We start from the raw sequence: 22,843 nt of genomic DNA, 5'->3' as shown, positions 1-22,843 counted from the left end.
TACGACAATCCTACCACTCTATAAATTTAAGGAGGTGATCCAGCCGCAGGTTCCCCTACGGCTACCTTGTTACGACTTCACCCCAGTCATGAATCACACCGTGGTGAGCGGCCTCCCGAAGGTTAGCCTACCCGCTTCTGGTACAATTCACTCCCATGGTGTGACGGGCGGTGTGTACAAGGCCCGAGAACGTATTCACCGCGACATTCTGATTCGCGATTACTAGCGATTCCAGCTTCATGGAGTCGAGTTGCAGACTCCAATCCGGACTGAGAGCAGCTTTTTGGGATTAGCTCCACCTCGCGGTTTGGCAACCCTTTGTACTGCCCATTGTAGCACGTGTGTAGCCCTACCCGTAAGGGCCATGATGACTTGACGTCATCCCCGCCTTCCTCCGGTTTATTACCGGCAGTCTCCTTAAAGTTCCCGGCAGATTCCGCTGGCAACTAAGGACAAGGGTTGCGCTCGTTACGGGACTTAACCCAACATCTCACGACACGAGCTGACGACAGCCATGCAGCACCTGTCACTCGGTTCCCGAAGGCACCAAGTCATTTCTGACAAATTCCGAGGATGTCAAGGGTAGGTAAGGTTTTTCGTGTTGCATCGAATTAAACCACATGCTCCACCGCTTGTGCGGGCCCCCGTCAATTTCTTTGAGTTTTAACCTTGCGGCCGTACTCCCCAGGCGGAGAACTTAACGCGTTAGCTTCGCTACTAGAAAGTAAACTCCCTAACAGCTAGTTCTCATCGTTGACGGCGTGGACTACCAGGGTCTCTAATCCTGTTTGCTCCCCACGCTTTCGCGCCTTAGTGTCAGTATTAGTCCAGGAAGCCGCCTTCGCCACTGGTGTTCTTTCCGATATCTATGCATTTCACCGCTACACCGGAAATTCCACTTCCCTCTACCATACTCGAGACATCCAGTATCGGATGCAGTTCCTAGGTTAAGCCCAGGGCTTTCACATCCGACTTAAACATCCACCTACGCGCGCTTTACGCCCAGTGATTCCGATTAACGCTTGCACTCTCTGTATTACCGCGGCTGCTGGCACAGAGTTAGCCAGTGCTTCTTCTGTAGGTAACGTCAACGCTCAAGGGTATTAGCCTTGAGACTTTCTTCCCTACTGAAAGTGCTTTACAACCCGAAGGCCTTCTTCACACACGCGGCATTGCTGGATCAGGGTTTCCCCCATTGTCCAATATTCCCCACTGCTGCCTCCCGTAGGAGTCTGGGCCGTGTCTCAGTCCCAGTGTGGCTGATCGTCCTCTCAGACCAGCTACGGATCGTCGCCTTGGTAGGCCATTACCTCCACCAACTAGCTAATCCGACGCAAGCTCATCTTGTAGCACGAGGTCCGAAGATCCCCCGTTTTGCTCCGAAGAAATTATGCGGTATTAGCCCGAGTTTCCTCGGGTTATCCCCCACTACAAGGTAGATTCCTACGTGTTACTCACCCGTCCGCCACTCGCCGCCAGGAAGCAAGCTTCCCGCGCTGCCGTTCGACTTGCATGTGTTAGGCATGCCGCTAGCGTTCAATCTGAGCCAGAATCAAACTCTTCAATCAAACATAAATTGCCTTTAAAAAAGGCAACAAATTAAAATAAGGCTCGACACAAAATACTGCAGTTGAGCGGTCTTGTGTATCGAATATTTCTTTGAGTGATTCGACTATCGTACAATACCCACACAAACTGCTTCCGTTCGTTACTAATTGTTAAAGAGCAACTCCATCAAACATGGATAAGCGATCCTACACGCCTTGTTGAGTAATGTCAATAAGAACCACGCAATCTGTTTCCTTTTAATGTCGTAAAATATAACTTCGTAAACTTAGTCTGAAAATAGTATCACTAAAGTTTAATGAGATTATAATAAGTTTCTTAGGTTTTTTTAATTTGATTTAGATATCATGCGAAAAATTAGAAAATTCGTATATGACTTTTTTGATACATAATTAATCCAGAACAACATTAAGATTTAGAATAAAAACTCAATTTACTTTTTACTTACAGGTACAGGTACAGGTACAGGTACAGGTACAGTTCTGATGATTACTTAATTTTAATTGCTATGGTTCCGTGACAATATTTTAAGTGAGTCTCTGCTTTATATTAGATCGAGCTTTTAATCTAACCTAATTAAAGTAATAACATAAAATTTTCTTTTAATTATGTCAGCATAAAAACACAGAAAACCGCAAATCCTGTGTTAAAACATTAGATCATTATAATCTTAAAATGAGTTAGAAAAACAAAGTGTTTGCGTATTTAGTTTACTTCTTACTCTTTCGTAACGTAATCAGGAGGAATTTTAGAATATACAATTTTAGAGATCTTACCTTTAAAGTTTTTCCTACCCCTAAATGTTCTTCAATAAAAGTCATTAATTTACTTTATCCTGTTACTTCAAAAAACTAAAACTTCCTACAAATTTTAATTTTTGTTTCTTTTTCTTGATAGATCTTAGGTAGATTATTCTTATTTGTCTCTAGGTTACTATTTTTCATCTTTGCATATACTGTGTAATGGTAAAAATCCTGCAACATTAAGTTTATTAAAGTTTTTTAATTTTGAAAAATGATTTCAAGAAAAGAATGCACAAAAATTAACTCAAAAAGATATAAATAAGAGAAATGTAAACTTCTTTAATTTTTAGTTGATAAAAATATAAAAACACTAAGAATTCAAATAAAAAGTGAAATTCCACTAACTAAGAATTTATAAAGATTTCTTCTATGAATCCATATAGGCACTCTGTGTTTAGATATAATGCACAGAATCTTTCTCTAATCTTTTCTAACATTAAAAGCAGAAGATTATGTACGATATAATCGATATATTATATTTTAAACGATCAAACTCTTTATAGAAGCGACTTGCAATCAGATCACCTGGTCTTTTACCGTAAAGTAAAATAAATAAAACACTCAACCGTTATACGTTAAGTACGTATCTAATTTCCTAATCCAGATTTCTCAGTAACCTTCCATATTCTATTTGGAGAATAAGCAAAAGACAATTTCCTATTCTCTCTTATTTTAGAGGAATCAGTGAATGGATTGAATTACCTCTCATATAATAGAAAGGAGTAACTTTTTAGGCAATAACACAAGTGATTTTTAATATTTTCTTAAAAGACCATTTTAACATGCTATTCGAAGAATTTAATTTTATTCGATAAGTCAGTTATGACAATGTAAAAAAGAGTAGAAAACATACATGAAAAACATAAAAATTAAAGGTATTTCTTTTTTAACTCATCTATTCTGATATCTTCGTCAAAGATAACTCAAAAATTAAAAAAAAGAAATTAATTTAAATGCGGAAATAAAAATGATGCAGTAAATATCGATTTTTCTTATAAAATTAAAGAGACTAAATAATTAATTTTCTGCTGGATTATAATTATATAAGACTCTTAATCATCAAAAATCCTAATCTGTCAAGTAGGTGGCAGAAACACTAATGGAAAATAATGTCAACAAAGTTTTGGTAGAAAATCTATCATTCTCACTTAAGAGCATTGATATTAAGCTACTATGTTGAATCCGAAAGACATTCTCATGTTATCGGATGAAAAAAAAGTTGTCTATCTCCTCACTAAACATTACAAAAAAGCCTTATCTAAGAGTCGATAAATTGAAGGAATCAAACAGTTTTTACTTTAGCAAAACGACGTCTTCCTACTTGATACAAATGACTTTCACCAACGGGGATGGTTAATCGAATGTCTTCAATACGCTCACCGTCTATACGAACAGCACCTTGTGTTATCATTCGACGGGCTTCAGAAATCGTGCTAACTAAGCCAACACGTTGTAGAATATAACCGATTCTTAAATGACCATGCTCGGCCAACACTTCAATTTCTTTAAGATCTGTAGGTAACTCATGATTCTTAAAATAGTCAATAAAATATTTGTGCGCCGCTTTAGCCGCTTTTTTACCATGAAACCGAGCCACTAATTCTTCACCCAATAAAATTTTTATATCTCTTGGATTTTTTCCTTTGGCTATCTCTCTGCGCCAACGATTAATTTCTTTTATTGGCTGAAAGCTCAACAATTCATAATAACGCCACATCAAATCATCGGATATTGACATAATTTTACCGAACATTTCTGATGGTGATTCCATTATTCCAATATAATTATTCAATGACTTTGACATCTTCTGGACACCATCTAGTCCTTCTAGTAAAGGCATAGTTAGAATACATTGAGGTCTTTGACCAAAATGTTTCTGTAATTCACGACCTACTAATAGATTGAATTTTTGATCAGTACCACCTAATTCAACATTAGCATGAAGCACTACGGAGTCATAACCTTGTAATAATGGATATAAAAATTCATGAATAGAAATAGGTTGTTGTGCAGCATAACGCTTATTGAAGTCATCCCGCTTTAGCATTCGTGCAACCGTATAAGTTGAAGCTAGACGAATGAGATTATCAGCCTTTAAATTATTCATCCAAGTTGAATTAAAAATAACTTGGGTTTTTCCAGGATCTAAAATACGAAAAGCTTGTGCTTCATAAGTTTTAGTATTTTCTACAACTTCTTCACGCGTCAACGGCCTACGTGTTGTATTTTTGCCAGTAGGATCACCAATCATTCCTGTAAAATCACCAATTAAAAAAATTACATCATGACCTAAAACTTGAAATTGGCGTAGCTTATTTAATACAACAGTGTGACCAAAATGGATATCAGGCGCTGTAGGATCAAATCCTAATTTTATTCGCAGTGATTTTTTTTCATTTAAACATATAAGTAATTCTTCTTCGAGAATAATTTCAACAACACCTCGTTTAATTTCTTCCAGTGTTTCCTGTGATGAAATCATCTAATCCTCTCATTATTCTAGATCTTTATGTTACGTGATATGATTCAAAATTTTAACTAATCGAAACTTAAAAGGAAATCGAATGCAACTAAAAAAGATAGGATGGAAATCAACTGTATTAATCATTTTATTCGCTGTAGGTCTGATACTAATTATACTAATAAGATTATTTTTTATTCACACACCCAAACTAGTTAAACAACTTATTCTTAATACTTCTGCCCCTCTTAATATTGTAAAAAAGATGAATAAATCGGACTTGCAATGGCAAACCATCCTTGTGACACGTAGCAATACTCTGACCACTATTTTTAGTCATTTTAAAATTAACCAGAGAGAATTAGCTCAGCTATTTAAGCAAAATAAATTTCTTACTGTACTGCATCTCCGTGAAAAACTCTCTTTTCAATTTAATTCTTCTCATCAACTCATGGCCTTTCAATATCCATTATCGATAGTTAAGACGTTAATTTTTGTTCGTCAAGGAAATAACTTCATAAAAAAAACAATAACTCGACCTGTTACAACTACATTAGCTTACACATCAGTCGTAATCCAACACTCGCTAATCCAAGATGCGAAGAAATTAGGCCTTACCTCTCAAATGTTACGCGAATTACAAACTATTTTTGGTGGTAAGATTAATTTTATGCATGACCTCCGTCGAGGTGATCGCTTCGATTTCTTACATCAAGAAAACTGTATTAATGGAAGGAAATATCGTAATGGCAATATTATTGCTGCTGAGTTTATTCATCGTAGTAAAATAGAGCAAGCTATTCGTTACATGTATCCTATTAATCATATCGCCTATTATAATTCCAATGGCCACAGCTTATCAGCACGTTTTCTGAGTGCTCCGCTGCAGCACTACAAACGAATCAGCAGTTACTTTAGCTATCATCGTTATGATCCTGTGTTACATAAAATTCAACCTCACTTAGGCGTTGATTTTGCTGCCCCACTTGGGGCTCCTATTAAATCCATTGGTGAAGGACAAATTATCTTTATGGGATGTAAGGGCGGTTATGGCAGAACAATTAAGATACGTTATAATCATCACTATCTTGCCCTATATGGCCATATGTTAAGGTTTGCAAAGCTTCACCTCCATGAATGGGTACACACAGGTCAAGTAATTGGCTATGTAGGCAAATCTGGTTGGGCCACAGGACCACATCTCCACTTTGGATTCTATATTAACGGCAAACCCCAAAATTGGTTAGCCATGAAGACCACCTTAGATCAAAGCATTCCTCAAAAATATGAAAAATCCTTTTTGCGCATGGCAAAAAAATTGCTAGCAGAGCTACATCTGCGTCAAGATATTCAATTAGCCGTTAACAATACCAAACTTAAAAACCCAACATAAGTACCGAAAGTGCGTCCTAAAATTTTTTATATCAGATCTCTAGTCTTTGCGCCCCGGCTATTAAGTTTGAATACAACTGATGGTGTACTTGTCTTTCTAATTCAATCTTCTTCAATCGATAGCGAGCTACAGTGAGCTGATTCCTAAAGAATTAATTAAAGAAAAAGCAATTCTTTATTCATTTCGCCTCTTGTTCCATCAAGACACACTAGAAGAAATTAATGTAGCGATTAGCCGATTAATTTTAGCCACGACATTAAAATCTACTAAAAAATCAAATATTTTAAACCAAAATCTATCTACACTACTGATAATCATACTAAACAAACACCATAATCTATTGATAATATACTCTACCTTTACAAATTAGAGATTCTAATGTAATTAAAGCGCTAATAGTAATTACGGCAATATCTGATTTTACTGCCAGAACATAGCACTGAGAGATTAAACTTCCTCCATTCGCTATACCTTTTACAAATCGCAAATAGATGGGTAAGTGATCATGTGAAAAGGAAACTTATTTGAAAATAAGAATCTAGTAGTAGATTCTTATTTTCAAATAAGTTTCCTTTTTTAAAAGTATTTAGTCTTAAGTATTTTAACCTTAAGTGGCTCAAGAAAAAACCAGTGGGAACAAATGTTTTATTAGAGAACAGTTAGGTTATCTTATTCGAATCATTTCCTAAAGTATTAACCTGCGAAACATTTATCTTTATTTCAATAAAGTTTAATTTCATCTTATTAGAAGAGTTTAAATAATCTAGTCCCAGAAGCGTCTTTAAAATAACATACTGTTTTGATTCTCTATATAGAAAAAGCAAAAACCATGAAAGATAAGATAAAGGATTAGCAAAGCAAGCTAAATTTACTTCATCGGTTGCTTCAAGATCAACGAACTCTATTTTATTGCCGGTGCGCAGATTTGAACTGCGGACCTACTGATTACGAATCAGTTGCTCTACCGCCTGAGCTACACCGGCAGCATCAATACCGATTCTCAAAGAATAGTGTTCATAATCACGTAAGTTGACACTAAGGTCAAGTCACTTAAAATCCTATATTACATAAATTAATATCCATTCCCTTATTTAAGAAACGAACATTTATTGCCAAATTGGGACACCGTTTTGCACTGCGTCTGTCAATTAATTATTGAAAATTAAAGAAAAAATTGAAAATAGCTAGGTGTAGGATCTGTCAGGAACTATAAAGGTATATTCCTCGTTATTGCAAACTGAAGAAAAAATTAGAATACTCTGCTTAGAATATTCTGCATGCAATTTTATATACTGTTGATATCCTAAAATTTATAATTTTCTAGTTTCAAAATATTCTTACTAAATTGGCACCTGATCATCTTTGTTTGCTTGTTTTATATTTCATGCTTTATGAAATATATATGACAATGTAAAAAATAGCTTTTATCACAATCTTTTTCAGCACCTCGCTTTATAAAAATATTTCTTTGAAACTTCTAATTATGTAATTTTGGTTTTATTGAAAATACCTTTTCTTATTGACCGAATTAAAAATATCTTACTTTCATTTTCTAATCGATGAAAAATTTGTTAATAGACAATTGTTATGATTAATAACTAATTTTAAGCTGATGTTATGTTAAATATACTCTTATTGACAGGAGGTTATATGCCTGAACTTCTTTTCAAAGATACTTTTTCATAAAAAATACTTTGAAAAAATCTATTCCATATGGTCCCTTATTACTAGTTAGAAGGTTAGGCTACCCCTTTTATGGAGTTAAATGATATCATAATCGTGTTTTTTCTTTATTTTTAGGATAGAAAATGTTGCGGGTTGGTTTAACAGGCGGTATTGGCAGTGGTAAAAGTACTGCTGCAAATTATTTTTCTGAATTAGGAGTTCCAATCGTTGATGTCGATGTAATTACTCGTGAAATTACAACTTTGGGCCAGGTAGGGTTTAAAAGAATCGTAGCATATTTTGGGAAAGGAATTCTAAATGGAAAAAACTCCTTAAATCGTTCTCAATTAAAAAGATTAATCTTTAGATATCCGAAAAAAAGACAATGGCTGGAAAACTTATTGCACCCTCTTATTATTTCCAAAATGCAGGAAAAGATTGAAGAAACAAATTCACCTTATTGTATTTTAGTGGTTCCTTTACTGGTAGAGTTCCATTACTCAATAAATTTTCTTGACCGTACTCTAGTAGTTGACATTCCTGTATCTTTACAAATCCAACGTACAAAAATACGCGACCAGCTTTCTGATGAACAGATTAAATTAATTCTTAAATCACAAAGCAGCCGTGAAGAACGGTTAGCTATAGCAGATGATGTGATTGTGAACGATCAAACACTTGCAACACTAAAAGAGATAGTGTTCCAACTACACTCCACATACCTACAATTGGCTGAAAAAAAATAAAAGAGAGCTCTTCTTGTATCCCTTTTAAAATTTTATGTTATGATGAACAACATAAATAAATAAATAAATAAATAAATCAGAAATTAAAATTAAAGAAGCTGTTTTTTAGGAAAGCGCTCAATAGTGTCAAAAATCCGTTATAGTGTCGAATTCGTTTGAAGCTTGAGTGTCGTTTTTATTAGTCCTCGTGTCATCTCAATGCTTTCTCTACCAGGAGGCACAGACCGTTTAATCAGTTAAGTTTTCTCAAATCATTAAAACTCAGCCCAACCACCCTAAATTTAGAAGTAAGAGCGCTTGGGCGGTCAAAAACGTCAACAACTATATCAACAGAAAAATAGCAAAATCCTATTACTGACTTGCGAAACTGGTCCAGTAGATCTAAATACTTACCCGTAAGTATTAACACTGTTTTACAGATTACTCACGACAATAATTCTTTTCAATGCATTGGCACGTAAGAAGGTTCAGAAAACACTTAACATTAATTTACCGCACCAACTCTCATGCAATCAAATTTACCTATAACTTTACCTATTAAAAGGATTGATTCAGAATCTTGTACCGTCTCTTTGTCTATAGTATTTCTTTTTTAATTCTTTACACAAAGCTCCATAACTAATCTCATCTGATTTTAGTCTTCCTTCAGGAAACTTCTAAAGTCCGCTTTGAACTACATTGATCATAAGGTACAAGAATTTCATTCTTTAAATTAATAAAATAGTAAAAAACGTAAAGAATACATTTGTTCATTAAAACAAGATTAGACTAATTTTCCATGACAATGTTTATATTTCTGACCACTACTACAGGGACAAGCTTCATTTCGTCCGATTTTTGGTCGAGAGCGTAAAAAAGGCTGCGTAGCCTCTTCGGAAGTAATAGCAAAGTCCATTTTATCTTGTAAGGTGGTCATTTCAAGTTGATATTGCAATTCAGTAGTCGATTGATAAAATAGCCGTTTCTGCTGTTTAGCTGCTTGTTCTTCCAACATGATTTCTAATTTTGATAAAGTAGCAATAACCTCATATTTAATGCGTGATAACATTTGCTTGAATAACTCGAAAGATTCGCGTTTGTACTCTTGTGCAGGACTTTTTTGAGCATAACCACGTAAACAGATACCTTGTCGCAGATGATCCATTGCTGCCAGGTGTTCCTTCCAATGATGATCTAATAATTGTAGCATAATTGTTTTTTCTACATCACGCATAACGCCTGAGCCTACTCTTGCTTCTTTTTCTTTGTAAGCATTGGTAATTTCATTAATTATCCTCTGGTACAATTTTTCTTCGTAAAGGGCCGTATCTTCTTTGAGCCATTTTTTGATCGGGAAAATCATACCAAAATCTTCCCAGATCTGCTTTTCTAAGCCAGAGATATCCCATTCCTCCTCTAAACTTTGAGGAGGAATAAAGAGACTGATCATATCGCTCATCGCTTCTTTGCGAATTACTTCAATAGTATTAGCGATATTATCAGCTTGTAATAATTCAAATCGTTGCTGATAAATTACTTTGCGTTGGTCATTAGTTACATCATCATATTCTAATAACTGCTTCCGAATATCAAAATTCATTCCTTCTACGCGTTTCTGAGCTTTTTCAATAGCACGACTGATCCATTTATGTTCAATTACGTCTTCTTCTTTGATGCCCAAACGACGCATCATAATAGACATTCGCTCAGCGGCGAAAATACGCAGCAAATCATCTTCCATTGAAAGATAGAATTGAGAAGATCCTGGATCACCTTGTCGTCCTGAACGACCACGCAATTGATTATCGATACGGCGAGATTCGTGACGTTCAGTCCCCAGCACATGCAATCCTCCTGCTGCAATAACTATATCATGACGTTTTTTCCATTCGACTTTGTGCTTCTTAATTTCCGCCTTGGGCAGATTATCTAATTCAACTTTCAAATTACCACCTAAAACAATATCAGTTCCACGTCCAGCTATATTAGTGGCAATGGTTACTGCTTTGGGACGTCCTGCTTCAGCAATAATTTTTGCCTCGTGCTCATGATTTTTAGCGTTTAAGACTTCATGTTTAATAGTAGACTTTTTTAAAAGGTTTGATACAACTTCGGACGCTTCAATCGAAGCAGTTCCGATTAACAACGGTTGACCTGTTGCATGACGTTTTTTTACTTCTTTAACAATCGCCTGGAGTTTTGCTTTGGTGGTTAAGTATACTTGATCTGACTCATCCCGACGAATCATCGGTTTATTAGTAGGGATAACAACGACCTCTAAACCGTAAATTTTTTGTAATTCAAACGCTTCGGTATCCGCAGTACCTGTCATACCAGACAATTTTTCATAAAGGCGAAAATAATTTTGAAAAGTAATCGTCGCTAAGGTTTGATTTTCTAATTGAATAGGGATACCTTCTTTTGATTCAACTGCTTGATGTAAGCCATCAGACCAACGACGTCCTGGCATTAATCGGCCCGTGTGTTCATCAACAATAATTGCCTCATTATTTTTTATAATATAATGAACATCACGATGGAACAATGTATGAGCGCGCAAAGCAGCATATACATAATGCATTAATGATATGTTTGTCACATCATATAAACTTTCTCCGGTTTTCATAAGACCTTCTTTTACAAGTAAAGCTTCAATAGTTCGGTGACCTTGTTCGGTCAAATAGACTTGTCGATTCTTTTCATCTATGGTATAATCGCCGGAGTCTTCTTTAAGAGCTTTGAGAACTTCTACTTTCTTTTGTTCTTCTTTCGCTTTTTGTGCTGTCAGAAACGGGATGAGTTTGTTTACTTTGATATAAAGATCCGAAGATTCTTCTGCCTGCCCTGAAATAATTAAAGGCGTGCGTGCTTCGTCGATCAAAATCGAATCGACTTCATCGATGATGGCATAATACAATGGTCGCTGAACACGTTGATTTAGGCTAAAAATCATATTATCTCGTAAATAATCAAAACCAAATTCATTATTAGTGCCGTAAGTAATATCCGCTGCATAAGCAGCCTGTTTTTCTGCTGGCCCCATTCCAGATATATTAATTCCCACAGTTAAACCTAAAAATTTGTAAATAGGCTCCATCCATTCTGCATCACGTTTTGCTAAATAATCGTTTACAGTAACAAGATGAACACCTTTTCCAGTAAGGGCATTAAAATAAGCAGGCATTGTGGCTGCTAGCGTTTTTCCTTCCCCTGTACGCATTTCCGCAACTTTTCCGTTATGAAGAGCGATGCCTCCTATTAACTGGACATCAAAGTGACGAAGTCCCAAGGTCCGAATGCTTGTCTCGCGCACTACGGCAAATGCTTCTGGCAATAAAATATCCGGGCTTTCACCTTTTTTAAGTCGTTTTTGAAATTCACTCGTTTTAGCGTGTAAGGCCTGATCAGACAAGACCTTAATTTCGGATTCTAAGGCATTAATTTTAACTACTGTTTTAAAATAACTTCTGAGCAATCGCTTATTGCGAGTACCAACTACTTTCTTAATAAGCTTGCCAAGCATAATTAGTATTGTATACTATTGATGGGTAAAGGGGAATTTCATAGTATGAAGTAAATGCAACCCAGCGATCCAAAACCGATTAAACAGTGTCTTCAAGCTGGCTCACTTAAACTAATTGTACGAAAGGCAAAGAGAATCCTCTCTGTAGGAAAATTCCTGAATCAAATTCTACCCCCGGAGATTACTCCCCATTATCGCATTATGAATCTTTCCCAAGAAACTTTAATTCTCCAGTTAGAAAATGCGGCTTGGGCCACACGAATGCGCTACTTGGTGCCTTATTTGCTAGAACAGTTTGCTCAAGAGGATCTTGGAATCTATAGGATTCAATGCCGGGTTCGGCCTAATTTATATACTTAGTTTGAAAGATAGGCATTTTCTTTCATCAGGTCTGAAAGTTATTATCATTATTTATATTATTATTTAAAAGAGGTATGTTCTCACAATAAAGCAACCTTCTTAAATTAATTTTTATATATAAAATTCATCAGTTAACAGCAATCATAATGGAAATATTACCTGAGAAATTTCTAATAATAGGTATTCGACTACCATGAACTTACGGCTTTGATTCATCTAATTAGTTATCTTTCACTTTGATAAATCTGAAAATCACTATTTTACTAACCATTTTTATCACCAGTTTACTAGTAGCTATTAATTTTTCAAATGAGATATTAACAGCGTCAATTACTTCTGCTAATCAAATTTCATACTTCCAAATTTTAAGTGATTTATTTCTCTTTAAAATAATGCAGAACTGCAGAATCTTTAAAAAAACATTATTTTTCATGACATTTCTCATGATCCAATTTTTCTAATTTCCATATTTTTGAAAACGTTAATTCTAAAAACATCGATTCTAGTAGTAGTTTTATTACATATCTAATTTGTTTGTTTTTCCAGATCATCAAAAACTTTTTTAAATTCTTTTAATTTATTTTTTGGCTTCATTAAATCTTTCGAGAACAAAGAGATAACAAAAACATCTTTAATTTTTTCAAATCTCATTCTATATTAAACAGTTTTTCAACTTCTTTTAGTTTATTGAAGTTAAATTTATTAAACTAATTTCCAATCCTGAGCTTTTCTATAATATGAAAAGACATTTTCTATTTATTTATTCTAACTCTGAGATTATATTAAATCTTAATTTAATTGCTAAAAAGAGCTGAATGTATAAAGAAATTATAACGATTATCCACCATGACAAGGTTTAGTAGTTTAAATTACTAATTAGTAATTTTTTTTAATTTATCTTTCAATATTTTTTTCGATACCCTTAATTAATTTTTCAAGTAACTGCTAATTAATAGGATAATTGATTCTCTTTATTTCTTCTCCTCTAAATTTTAAAATATTTTAAAATTTAGAGGAGAAGAAATATTAATATTAGGATTAATGAAAAGACTTTTAAACTATAACTGAGGTCAAATCAAATGGTAACTCCGAAGAGTTTTTAAAAGTGATAATTTCCCAAGCTTCTTTCTGAGCTAATAATTTCCTTAACAAAGAAATATTTAGAGTGTGACCGGATTTAACTCCGCGAAATGCTCCAATGAAACCGCGACCTAGTAGATAAAGATCACCAATTACATCAAGAATTTTATGTTTTACAAATTCATCAGGGTAACGCAGACCATCTTGATTTAAAATTTTACATTCATCTAAGACAACAGCATTATCTAAGCTAGCACCTAGTGCTAAATTATTTTTTCGGATAAATTCATAATCTGACAAAAAACCAAAAGTGCGCGCACGAGAAACTTCTTGCATATAAGCAGTACTCGAAAAATCGAGAGTAGCATTTTTATTATGTTCATTAAACAAGGGATGGTCGAAGTCAATGCTAAAATTGATCTTAAATCCATGATAAGGCTCTATCATTACACTTTTATCACCGTTTTCTGCCTTCAGCCTTTTTTTAATACAAATAAATTCTTTAATAGCATTTTGTTCTTCAACACCAGCTGACTGAATCAAAAATAAAAAAGGGCTTGCACTCCCATCCATAATAGGAAGCTCTGGTGAAGTGAGATTAATATATAAATTATCAATACCTACACCGGCTAAAGCCGATAATAAGTGTTCGACAGTGGCCACTTGAACATCACCTTTTGATAAGCAAGTTGATAAACGTGTATCACTAATATGATTAACTGTAGCTGGAATTTCGACCACAGGATTTAAATCCGTTCGGCAAAAAATAATACCCGTATTGACTGGGGCGGGACGTAAAGTCAAACGAACCCTCTCACCAGTGTGAACACCGACACCAGCTGCTGTGACAATGTTTTTTAGAGTTCTTTGCTTAATCACTATTCTAATCCTTTCCTAAAAAAAGAGAAGCACATTTACTCACAAACGTCAGTCTTCTTTCTGGCGGCGTAAAAAAGTAGGAATGTCTAAATATTCAAAATCGCGATCTCGTTTTTTCTCTGTTTCTACTGTTCGTTTATGAAGTTCTTGGTTTCGCATATACGTCGGACGATCTAATTGGTGGTAATTTAGCATCCCATCACTTTTAGTGTTTTTTACTACAGGTTTAAGAGATATGCTACTGGCACTTCCACTGTTTTGTACACCAAGTCCAGTGACTACAACAGTCACTCGTAATTCATCACTCATTTCAGGATCAATTACCGTACCGACAACTACTGTTGCATTTTCCGACGCAAACGATTTAATAGATTCACCTACTTGCTCAAATTCTCCAACAGAAAGATCCATTCCAGCAGTGATATTTATTAACACCCCTCGAGCGCCTGTAAAATCTACATCTTCCAATAATGGGCTGGCAATAGCTGCTTCAGCTGCTTCGCGCGCACGATTCTCACCGCTACTGACTCCCGTTCCCATCATAGCCATACCCATTTCAGACATCACTGTTCGTACATCGGCAAAGTCCACATTAATTAATCCTGGACGAGTAATTAAATCTGAAATACCTTGTACTGCCCCTAACAATACATTATTTACAGCTTTAAATGCATTTAATAAAGTCGTATTTTTACCAAGTACATTCAACAATTTATTGTTAGGAATAGTAATTAAAGAATCAACGTACTTAGTCAATGACTTAATTCCTTCTTCAGCTACTTCCATTCTCTTTTTACCTTCAAAAACAAATGGCTTAGTTACAACGGCGACTGTTAATATCCCTAATCCTTTAGCTACTTCTGCAAATACGGGTGCCGCACCTGTACCAGTACCACCCCCCATACCAGCCGTTAAAAAAACCATATCAGCCCCTTCAAGAATTTCTCGAATCTGTTCGCTTGCCTCCTCAGCTGCCTGACGGCCAATATTGGGATCCGCACCTGCACCTAATTTTCTTGTTATTTCTTCACCTAGTTGAAGTACAACTCGGGCGTTAGAGCGACCTAATGCCTGAGAATCGGTATTCGCACAAATAAACTCAATACCATCAATACCCTCAGTAATCATATGCTCTATTGAATTTCCGCCACCTCCACCGATACCGATCACTTTTATCTGGGCATTTTGAGGTAAATTTTCACCAAGCTCAAACATGCTCTTTTCTCCTAAAAATTCCCTTGAAACCAATTTCTCATACGTTGCCATAAGCTCAAACCACGATCTAAATCAAGCATAGGCCGGTTATTGATTTGATTTTGATGACTGTGGATCAATAAACCAACTGCCGTCGCGTAAATGGGATTATCTCGAATATCTGCTAACCCAGTAACATATTGAGGTAGCCCTATTCTTACAGGCATTTGGAAAATTCTTTCGCCTAATTCAATGCATCCTAAAATTCGAGAAGCACCGCCTGTTAAAACGATACCAGCAGCAATTAAATCTTCAAAGCCGCTGCGTTGCAATTCAGTTAATACCAATTCGAATAATTCTTCATAGCGTGCGGCAACTACTTGAGCCAATACTCTTTTTTGGACTTGCTTCAATAATCGCTTAGCAACACTCGGTACTTGTATAGTTTCTTCAGGATCAACTGCTTCAGGTAATGTAGATGCGTACTTTATTTTAATTTGCTCAGCACATTGCATAGAGGTATGTAAGGCTACAGCCACATCGTTAGTTACATGATCACCCGCGATTGGAATAACATGAGTATGACAAATAGCACCCTCTATAAAGATAGCAATATCGGTGGTACCTCCACCAATATCAATCATACAAACACCTAATTCTTTTTCATCATCAGTCAATACCGAGTGGCTCGAAGCAAGTTGTTCTAAAACAATATCACCTACTTGTAATCCACAACGACGAACACATTTAGTTATATTCTGAGCAGCACTTACGGCGCCAGTAACGATGTGTACTTTTGCTTCCAAGCGAACGCCCGACATTCCTATAGGTTCGCGCACACCTTTTTGGTTATCAATGATGAACTCTTGTGGCAAAATATGGAGTATTTTTTGATCAGCGGAAATAGCAACTGCCTTCGCTGCGTCGATCACTCGATCTACATCAGATTGGTTGACTTCACGATCACGAATTGCCACAATCCCATGAGAATTCAAACTGCGAATGTGACTACCAGCAATTCCTGTGTAAGCAGAACGAATCTCACAACCGGCTATTAATTCTGCTTCTTTAACAGCACGTTGAATGGATTTTACTGTTGATTCAATATCAATTACCATTCCGCGTTTTAATCCACGCGACGGATAGGTTCCAAAACCAATAACTCCAATTTGGTTATCTTGGCTCACCTCTCCAACAAGCGCGGCAATTTTGCTAGTACCAATATCTAACGCAAAAATAAGATTTCTTTCCAGATTTTTCGGCATAGTGCCAAAGTCTCTCTATGTGCACGGACCCACATTAGCTATTAAATCATTAGTATAAGTGACATACCTTGAAAGCACTATTAAAAATTAATCTTAATTCTAGCACTCTTTATTTAAAATTTATCACTTTTTTATTACTCTTATGTATGTTTTTAATTCATTAAAATATTATCGAAATATTATAATGTTATCTTTATTATCTATTAAAATAAGTCACCAAAACTAAGTGAGATGATTAAAACTAAATCAATTTAATTTTAAGTAAAAATAATTCAAAAATTGGACAACTTTAATTTTAGTTGATAGAACCTGAAGCAACAACACCTAAATATCATACTTGGTGGCTACTTTACATTTTTTCATTTGTAACTATGATGCTCTATCATATAAGATAGAGTTTATCTCTATCCAAATGTAAAGGCTATGAGGCAATTAACGCTACATCTCATACACAGGGTTATGTTTTTTAATTTTGACTGATTATTATTTAAAACAGGATTTTAGGAAAATATTTCTTAAGCAGATTTTTAAAGGTACTTTTCCAATACCTCAATCAAATAAAACAGGGAAATTCTTTATCAAAATTATTCAAAAACGTTTTTCTTTGAAAGAAAAGTGTCATTTTAAATAATTTTTCATACGAGAAATACGCTTACTGTGGCGTGTCTAACATCGTGAAATCAAATAGCAGCTTGTTTGTGTTTTTCGTATCAACTTATTTTGATTCCCTCCGATGCAGATGATCTTACGAGGTGAGGTTGCTTTTTATACGCAATTTTAATGATTCAATACTGTATTGAATCATTAAGGCTACCATGGCCTCAATTTATAGCATTGAGGTTTGAAATTTGTCATCTTAATTAGGTAAGAAATTTTATTATTTTAGGCTATATTATTAGACTATAGTCAGTTTAAAGGTATCGATGCGTTTTGAATAGCACGGATTTAAAAAAACGATTTCAATGTACAATTGAATGAAAAAAAGTTTTAGAATTTCAAATGTCTATCAATGTAATTTTCTATAGAGAAGGAATTTTTTTATGATTTTATAAATAACAGTTGGCTCACAGATGACAGATAGGGCGTTTAGGGTTTTTAAGTTCTTTGATTTAAGATCTCTTTAAAATTAAGCGCTAGAAAGAAAAATTACTATTTTGGAAATTCAATAGATATTTCTTATTTTTTGATTGACATCCCGCTTATTTTAAAAGGAGTGAATTCTTCTAATAGGTTTTTGAAAAAAAATTAGTTATACAAGAGAAAAATAATTTTTATGAGAAAATTTTTTATAGAATGCATTACTTTAAAAACTTTAAATATTTCTTGACTTATTTTCTTTTTTGAATAATTTTAACGGAGTTTTCAGCGAATATAAATCTAATTTTTTAAAATTAACAGTCGATGAAAACTTGAAAGATATACTATCTCTTCGAATTCTCAGAAAGGACTACTTCAAGACTTAATTATTTAACTATAATGTTGTCATTAGTTTCGATAAAAACCTCTGTAAAAAATGAATGTGATAGTAAAAGAAAAACTGAGCAGTAAGCCTTAAGGTATAAGGTATTTTCAAAAGTAATTGATAAACACAAATTACAATGATTTACAAAAACTAATTGCCTGGTAAAGATAAGAAAGCTTATCGCTTAAGATAAAAACTTTTTCATTTTAGGCTTATTTTGAAGAAGAAAAAAATAAGAAGACAGTGAGATCCCGTGTTACATTCAAATAAGTTATTTTCCTTCTTCTTAGGAATTTAGGGATTAATTAAGAAATCCTGCTTTCCACTGAATGGCTAATCCGTTAGGATAGCGAAGATCAATATGGTCCACTTGATTGCTCCGATTTCCGATAATTTTTTGGTAAAACTGAACCAGTTTTTTAAATCGTTGATTGATGTCTTGGTGCCCCAAATAAACTCGGATATGATTGTTTAATACAAGAAACCAAGCTTCACGATCACTTACTCTTAAAGCGGTTATCCTTATATGCAATGGTTTCAATAATTGATTAAATTGCTCAAATCGAGCGAGAACAAATTTTTCACTATTATTCAGTCCTTGAAGCTGAGGCAAATCTTTAGGGATTGTCGAGATTGGCGGGGTAAACAGTATACCTAATTTTGATATTAATTGAGTTCCGTTCCATCGTGCTAATGGCTGTTGTTCTGCAATAGTAATTTCTAATTTATCCGGCCATGTTCGTCGAATAGAAACATGAGATACCCACGGCAATACTATTAAAGCTGATTTTAATTTATGCGTATTAAGAGAAAAAAATCCTCCGCTAATATTTTGAATTATAACATCTTTTAATTCTGGTACTTGAAGGTAAGCGCCAGGTGCGTCTATTTTAATCTGACGAAAAGGTAAGGTTTTAGGATTACGCAATATTAATAATATTCCTATTAAAAAAGTAGAAAAAATGATTAGTCCTAAAAGAGAGGTAATTGATTTTCGCAGTTGGATTACTCAAAAGTATTTAATTTTATTTTTCATGTGATGTTAGTGATCACCAAGGATATGCACTTCTTTTATTAATTGGATGCCATGAATTTTATAAACTCGTTGCGCAATGAATTGAATTAAACATTCGACATCGGAAGCGTTTGCTTCTCCCATATTTATAACAAAATTAGCATGCTTTTCTGAAACTTTAGTATTACCGATTCTTGTTCCTTTTAATCCTGCAGACTCAATGAGCCGAGCCGCATAATCACCAGGCGGATTGCGAAAGACGGAACCACAACTAAAAGTCCCAATGGGTTGTAAATTAACACGTTTTTTTAATAATACATTTATAGCTTTCCTGGCTTTATTAATATCTTTCTGATCAAAACAAAAATAACCAGCAACAAAAAATTGATTATTAAGGCCATGAATTTCACGATAGTTAATTTTAAATTCATCCGGCTGTCTTTTATAGAGAATACCCGAATGATCGACTGTTTCCACACGAATAACATGACACCATGTTTCTCTGCCGAAAGCACCGGCATTCATGGCCAAAGCTCCACCTACAGTTCCAGGAATTCCTGCAAAAAAAGCACCCTCTTTTAGTCCTTGGCTTACACAGAATTTCGCTAATTTAGAACAAGTTACACCCGATTCAGCACGAATCACTAATTGCTTATCTTCTTCTTTAAAAAACGAAATTTCCTTTAATCGGTTCACAGTTAAAATTACCGTTCCTCTAATTCCACCACCACGAATTAAAACGTTACTACCCAAACCTAAACAGGTTAATGGCTCATCAGGTGGTAATTGAGCAAGAAAATTTTGCAAATCTGCTATATTAGCAGGCCAATAAAATCGTTCAGCATTACCACCTACTCGCAAGGAAGTGTAATGTGCTAAATTGTGGTTATAAATTAAATCCCCGCATAAATTATTAATTTTTTTCTCGTATCTGAAACGCCGAAATACTGCCCGCCGCCCATTAATTAATAAAGAATTCACTACGGTTTCTGATTAAAGTTGTTACAGAAGCTCCCACGCTACCAGCACCCTGAAGAATAATTATATCATTGGGCTGTACCAACTTTCGTAATATTTTTGGCAAATCTTGCAATGCTGGAACAAAGACAGTTTTTTTAGTGGTCTGTTGCTTAATAGCCTTTAATAATGTCCTTCCATCAGCTCCCGGGATAGGAGTTTCATTAGCACTATACACTTCAAGTAGCACTAATAAATCAGATTCTGTTAAAACCGAAGCAAAGTTGTGCATTAACTCTTGTGTTCGACTGTAACGATGAGGTTGAAAAACAAGAATAAGCCGTCTTTCAGGCCATGCGGTTCTTGCTGCTGATAAGGTTGCTTTAATTTCGTTAGGATGATGTCCATAATCTTCAATCACGAGCGCTTGTCCATTTGAAAGGATCATGTCGCCCTTAATAGTAAAACGACGATCTACACCAGAAAATTGTTCCAAGGATTGCAACAGTTTTTTTTCATCAATTCCAATTAACTCACCAACAGCTATGACCACTAAAGCATTAAGAGCATTATGCCTACCCGCCAGATTAACCTTAATAGATAGAGGTGATTTATCTTGCAAAAAGCGATGAACTTGAAAATAGCTTTTCAGACCTTTTTGTGAATAATTATTTGCTCGGTAATTAGCTTTCGAGGAAAAACCGTAAGTAATTATCTTCTGAGATAAAGTCGGAATTAATTCATTTAATACAAGATCATCTATACACAAAACAGCCACCCCCTCATCGGGAATTTGATGAAGAAATTGCATGTAGGCCTCTTTTAAACGGTCAAAATCACCACCATAGGTAATACTTAGATGATCTGCATCTATATTCGTTATTATACCAATATTAGGATGCATATATAAGAAAGACGCATCGCTTTCATCAGCTTCGGCAATAAAATAAGGCCCACTCCCCAACCGTACAGATGTTTGACTATCGTTTAATATACCACCAACCATAAACGTTGGATCTAAACCAGCTATAACAAAAGCATTAGCCAGAAGAGCACTGGTAGTGGTTTTACCATGAGTACCAGTTACTGCAATTGACTGATAAGCCATCATGATTTCAGCTAGCATTTGACCCCTCTTTAAGATGGGGATTTTTACTTGTTGAGCAGCAATAAATTCAGGATTGGTCAGCGTAATTGCGCTTGAATAAACAGCACAGTCAGCTTTTGTGATGATTTTCCCGTTATGATTAAATATAATTTCAGCTCCTAAACGATAAAGTCTTTCAGTGTTTTTATTTGGAGAAATATCAGAACCACTAATGCGGTACCCTTTTTTTAAAAGAATCTCAGCAAGGGCACTAACACCAATCCCACCAATCCCCAAGAAATGAATATGTTTAATCGTTTTGCCATCTAGTATCATAGTATTTTCTTACATTCATTCATGACACTCTGCACAGCTGTTAGCTCTGATAAACTTCGTGCGCATTCTGCCATTGTTAACAGACGTTGTCTGTCACGAGCAAATTGCTCAAAATAATGGATCAAACATTTTTCCGTTAATGATTTTTCTGGAATGATAATGGCAGCTCCTGCTTTTTCCAAAAAGCGACCGTTATGAAATTGATGATCATCTACAGCATAAGGATAGGGAATCAAAATACTAGCTATACCTACTGCTGCAATTTCACTTACTGTTAAAGCACCTGAACGACAAACAATCAAATCAGTCCATGTATAGGCCTCAGCTATATCATCAATAAATGCGTCGACTCGAGTCTCAAGAGGTAGGGTTTCATAAACCTCCTTGAGCCACTTAAAGTCAGATTGGCCTGTTTGATGCCAAAGCATAAGCTCTTGGGAATAAGGGTAATTTCTTAAGGTTGTCACCATTTTCTGATTAATCGGGCGAGCACCTTGGCTACCCCCTAAGACTAAAACTCGCAGAGGTCCTTTCCGATTGATCAAGCGAGCTCGTGGTAAAGGTGTATTAACTAATTCAATCCGAATAGGATTACCGATAGTCTTTACATTTTTCTTATCAATAAAAACATTTGGGAAGGCTTGCAAAACAGATCGAGCTATTTTTGCTAATATCCGATTAGTTAATCCAGCTACTGCATTTTGCTCATGGATCACTATGGGCGTTTGAGTTAGCCATGCAGCAAACCCACCAGGCCCTGCCACATATCCTCCCATCCCTAAAATCACTTTCGGCTTCACTCGTTGAATTACTCGATAAGACTGAAAAATTGCTCGAATCAAGCGAAAAGGTATAAAAAATTTCCGCACCAATCCTTTACCTCGAAGTGCTTTTATTTGAATAAATTTCAACGGAAACTCGGGAGAAACTAATTTCTTTTCTAAACCACTCGTAGTTCCTAACCAGTAAATCTCTATATCTTGCTGTCTTAGGGCGCGCGCCACCGCGAGAGCAGGGAATATATGACCCCCCGTTCCTCCAGCCATAATTAATATTCGCTTCATTTATTTTG

12 protein-coding genes, 1 tRNA gene and 1 rRNA gene are annotated in these 22,843 nt (G+C 35.2%); 3 read left to right on the top strand and 11 right to left on the bottom strand.

The window, feature by feature from the left end; genetic code table 11:
• Positions 1–27: 27 nt before the first annotated feature.
• Positions 28–1,568 (bottom strand): 16S ribosomal RNA (locus ONG85_RS01705).
• Between the two features lie 2,083 nt (positions 1,569–3,651).
• Positions 3,652–4,851 carry a tyrosine--tRNA ligase gene (tyrS, locus tag ONG85_RS01700; protein ID WP_264435218.1) on the bottom strand — a complete coding sequence of 400 codons (1,200 nt, stop codon included), beginning with the start codon at positions 4,849–4,851 and terminating at the stop codon, positions 3,652–3,654.
• Between the two features lie 82 nt (positions 4,852–4,933).
• Here tyrS and ONG85_RS01695 point away from each other — a divergent pair, with 82 nt between their 5' ends.
• On the top strand, positions 4,934–6,223 hold the full coding sequence (locus ONG85_RS01695; RefSeq protein WP_264435217.1) for a M23 family metallopeptidase: 1,290 nt from the start codon (positions 4,934–4,936) through the stop codon (positions 6,221–6,223).
• A 910-nt stretch (positions 6,224–7,133) separates the two neighbouring features.
• On the opposite strand, the gene ONG85_RS01690 is transcribed toward ONG85_RS01695, so the two are convergent.
• Positions 7,134–7,206, bottom strand: a tRNA-Thr gene (locus tag ONG85_RS01690).
• An 825-nt stretch (positions 7,207–8,031) separates the two neighbouring features.
• Between ONG85_RS01690 and coaE the strand changes: the two genes are divergently transcribed.
• Complete coding sequence (gene coaE / locus ONG85_RS01685; RefSeq protein ID WP_264435216.1) at positions 8,032–8,634, top strand: dephospho-CoA kinase; 603 nt, start codon at positions 8,032–8,034, stop codon at positions 8,632–8,634.
• Between the two features lie 763 nt (positions 8,635–9,397).
• Here the strand turns inward: coaE and secA are convergent.
• On the bottom strand, positions 9,398–12,136 hold the full coding sequence (gene secA / locus ONG85_RS01680; RefSeq protein ID WP_264435850.1) for a preprotein translocase subunit SecA: 2,739 nt from the start codon (positions 12,134–12,136) through the stop codon (positions 9,398–9,400).
• A gap of 54 nt (positions 12,137–12,190) precedes the next feature.
• On the opposite strand from secA, the gene ONG85_RS01675 reads away from it, so the two are divergent.
• Positions 12,191–12,496 carry a DciA family protein gene (locus ONG85_RS01675; protein ID WP_264435849.1) on the top strand — a complete coding sequence of 102 codons (306 nt, stop codon included), beginning with the start codon at positions 12,191–12,193 and terminating at the stop codon, positions 12,494–12,496.
• Positions 12,497–13,549: 1,053 nt separating this feature from the next.
• On the opposite strand, the gene lpxC is transcribed toward ONG85_RS01675, so the two are convergent.
• The 7 genes from lpxC to murG all read right to left on the bottom strand — a co-directional run bounded on the left by lpxC (position 13,550) and on the right by murG (position 22,835).
• Positions 13,550–14,455, bottom strand: coding sequence for a UDP-3-O-acyl-N-acetylglucosamine deacetylase (gene lpxC, locus ONG85_RS01670; RefSeq protein ID WP_264435848.1), 906 nt, complete (start codon positions 14,453–14,455; stop codon positions 13,550–13,552).
• 48 nt (positions 14,456–14,503) lie between these two features.
• Complete coding sequence (gene ftsZ, locus ONG85_RS01665) at positions 14,504–15,670, bottom strand: cell division protein FtsZ (protein ID WP_264435847.1); 1,167 nt, start codon at positions 15,668–15,670, stop codon at positions 14,504–14,506.
• Between the two features lie 11 nt (positions 15,671–15,681).
• The gene (gene ftsA / locus ONG85_RS01660; RefSeq protein ID WP_264435846.1) at positions 15,682–16,914 is read right to left on the bottom strand and encodes a cell division protein FtsA; all 1,233 of its coding nucleotides are present in this window, start codon (positions 16,912–16,914) and stop codon (positions 15,682–15,684) included.
• A gap of 1,763 nt (positions 16,915–18,677) precedes the next feature.
• Positions 18,678–19,304: a cell division protein FtsQ/DivIB gene (locus ONG85_RS01655; RefSeq protein WP_264435845.1), complete on the bottom strand. Its 627-nt coding sequence runs from the start codon at positions 19,302–19,304 to the stop codon at positions 18,678–18,680.
• Positions 19,305–19,418: 114 nt separating this feature from the next.
• The gene (murB, locus tag ONG85_RS01650; protein ID WP_264435873.1) at positions 19,419–20,309 is read right to left on the bottom strand and encodes a UDP-N-acetylmuramate dehydrogenase; all 891 of its coding nucleotides are present in this window, start codon (positions 20,307–20,309) and stop codon (positions 19,419–19,421) included.
• Positions 20,310–20,352: 43 nt separating this feature from the next.
• A complete protein-coding gene (gene murC, locus ONG85_RS01645; RefSeq protein ID WP_264435844.1) occupies positions 20,353–21,771 on the bottom strand; it encodes a UDP-N-acetylmuramate--L-alanine ligase in 1,419 nt (472 codons plus the stop codon).
• The gene (gene murG / locus ONG85_RS01640) at positions 21,768–22,835 is read right to left on the bottom strand and encodes an undecaprenyldiphospho-muramoylpentapeptide beta-N-acetylglucosaminyltransferase (protein WP_264435843.1); all 1,068 of its coding nucleotides are present in this window, start codon (positions 22,833–22,835) and stop codon (positions 21,768–21,770) included. The genes murC and murG overlap by 4 nt, the downstream gene beginning before the upstream one ends.
• Positions 22,836–22,843: the final 8 nt, after the last annotated feature.

The organism is Coxiella endosymbiont of Dermacentor marginatus, from assembly GCF_907164955.1.
Classification (GTDB): domain Bacteria; phylum Pseudomonadota; class Gammaproteobacteria; order Coxiellales; family Coxiellaceae; genus Coxiella.
The sequence above is the reverse complement of the archived record's forward strand: the minus strand, read 5'-3'. Positions and strand labels throughout refer to the sequence as shown.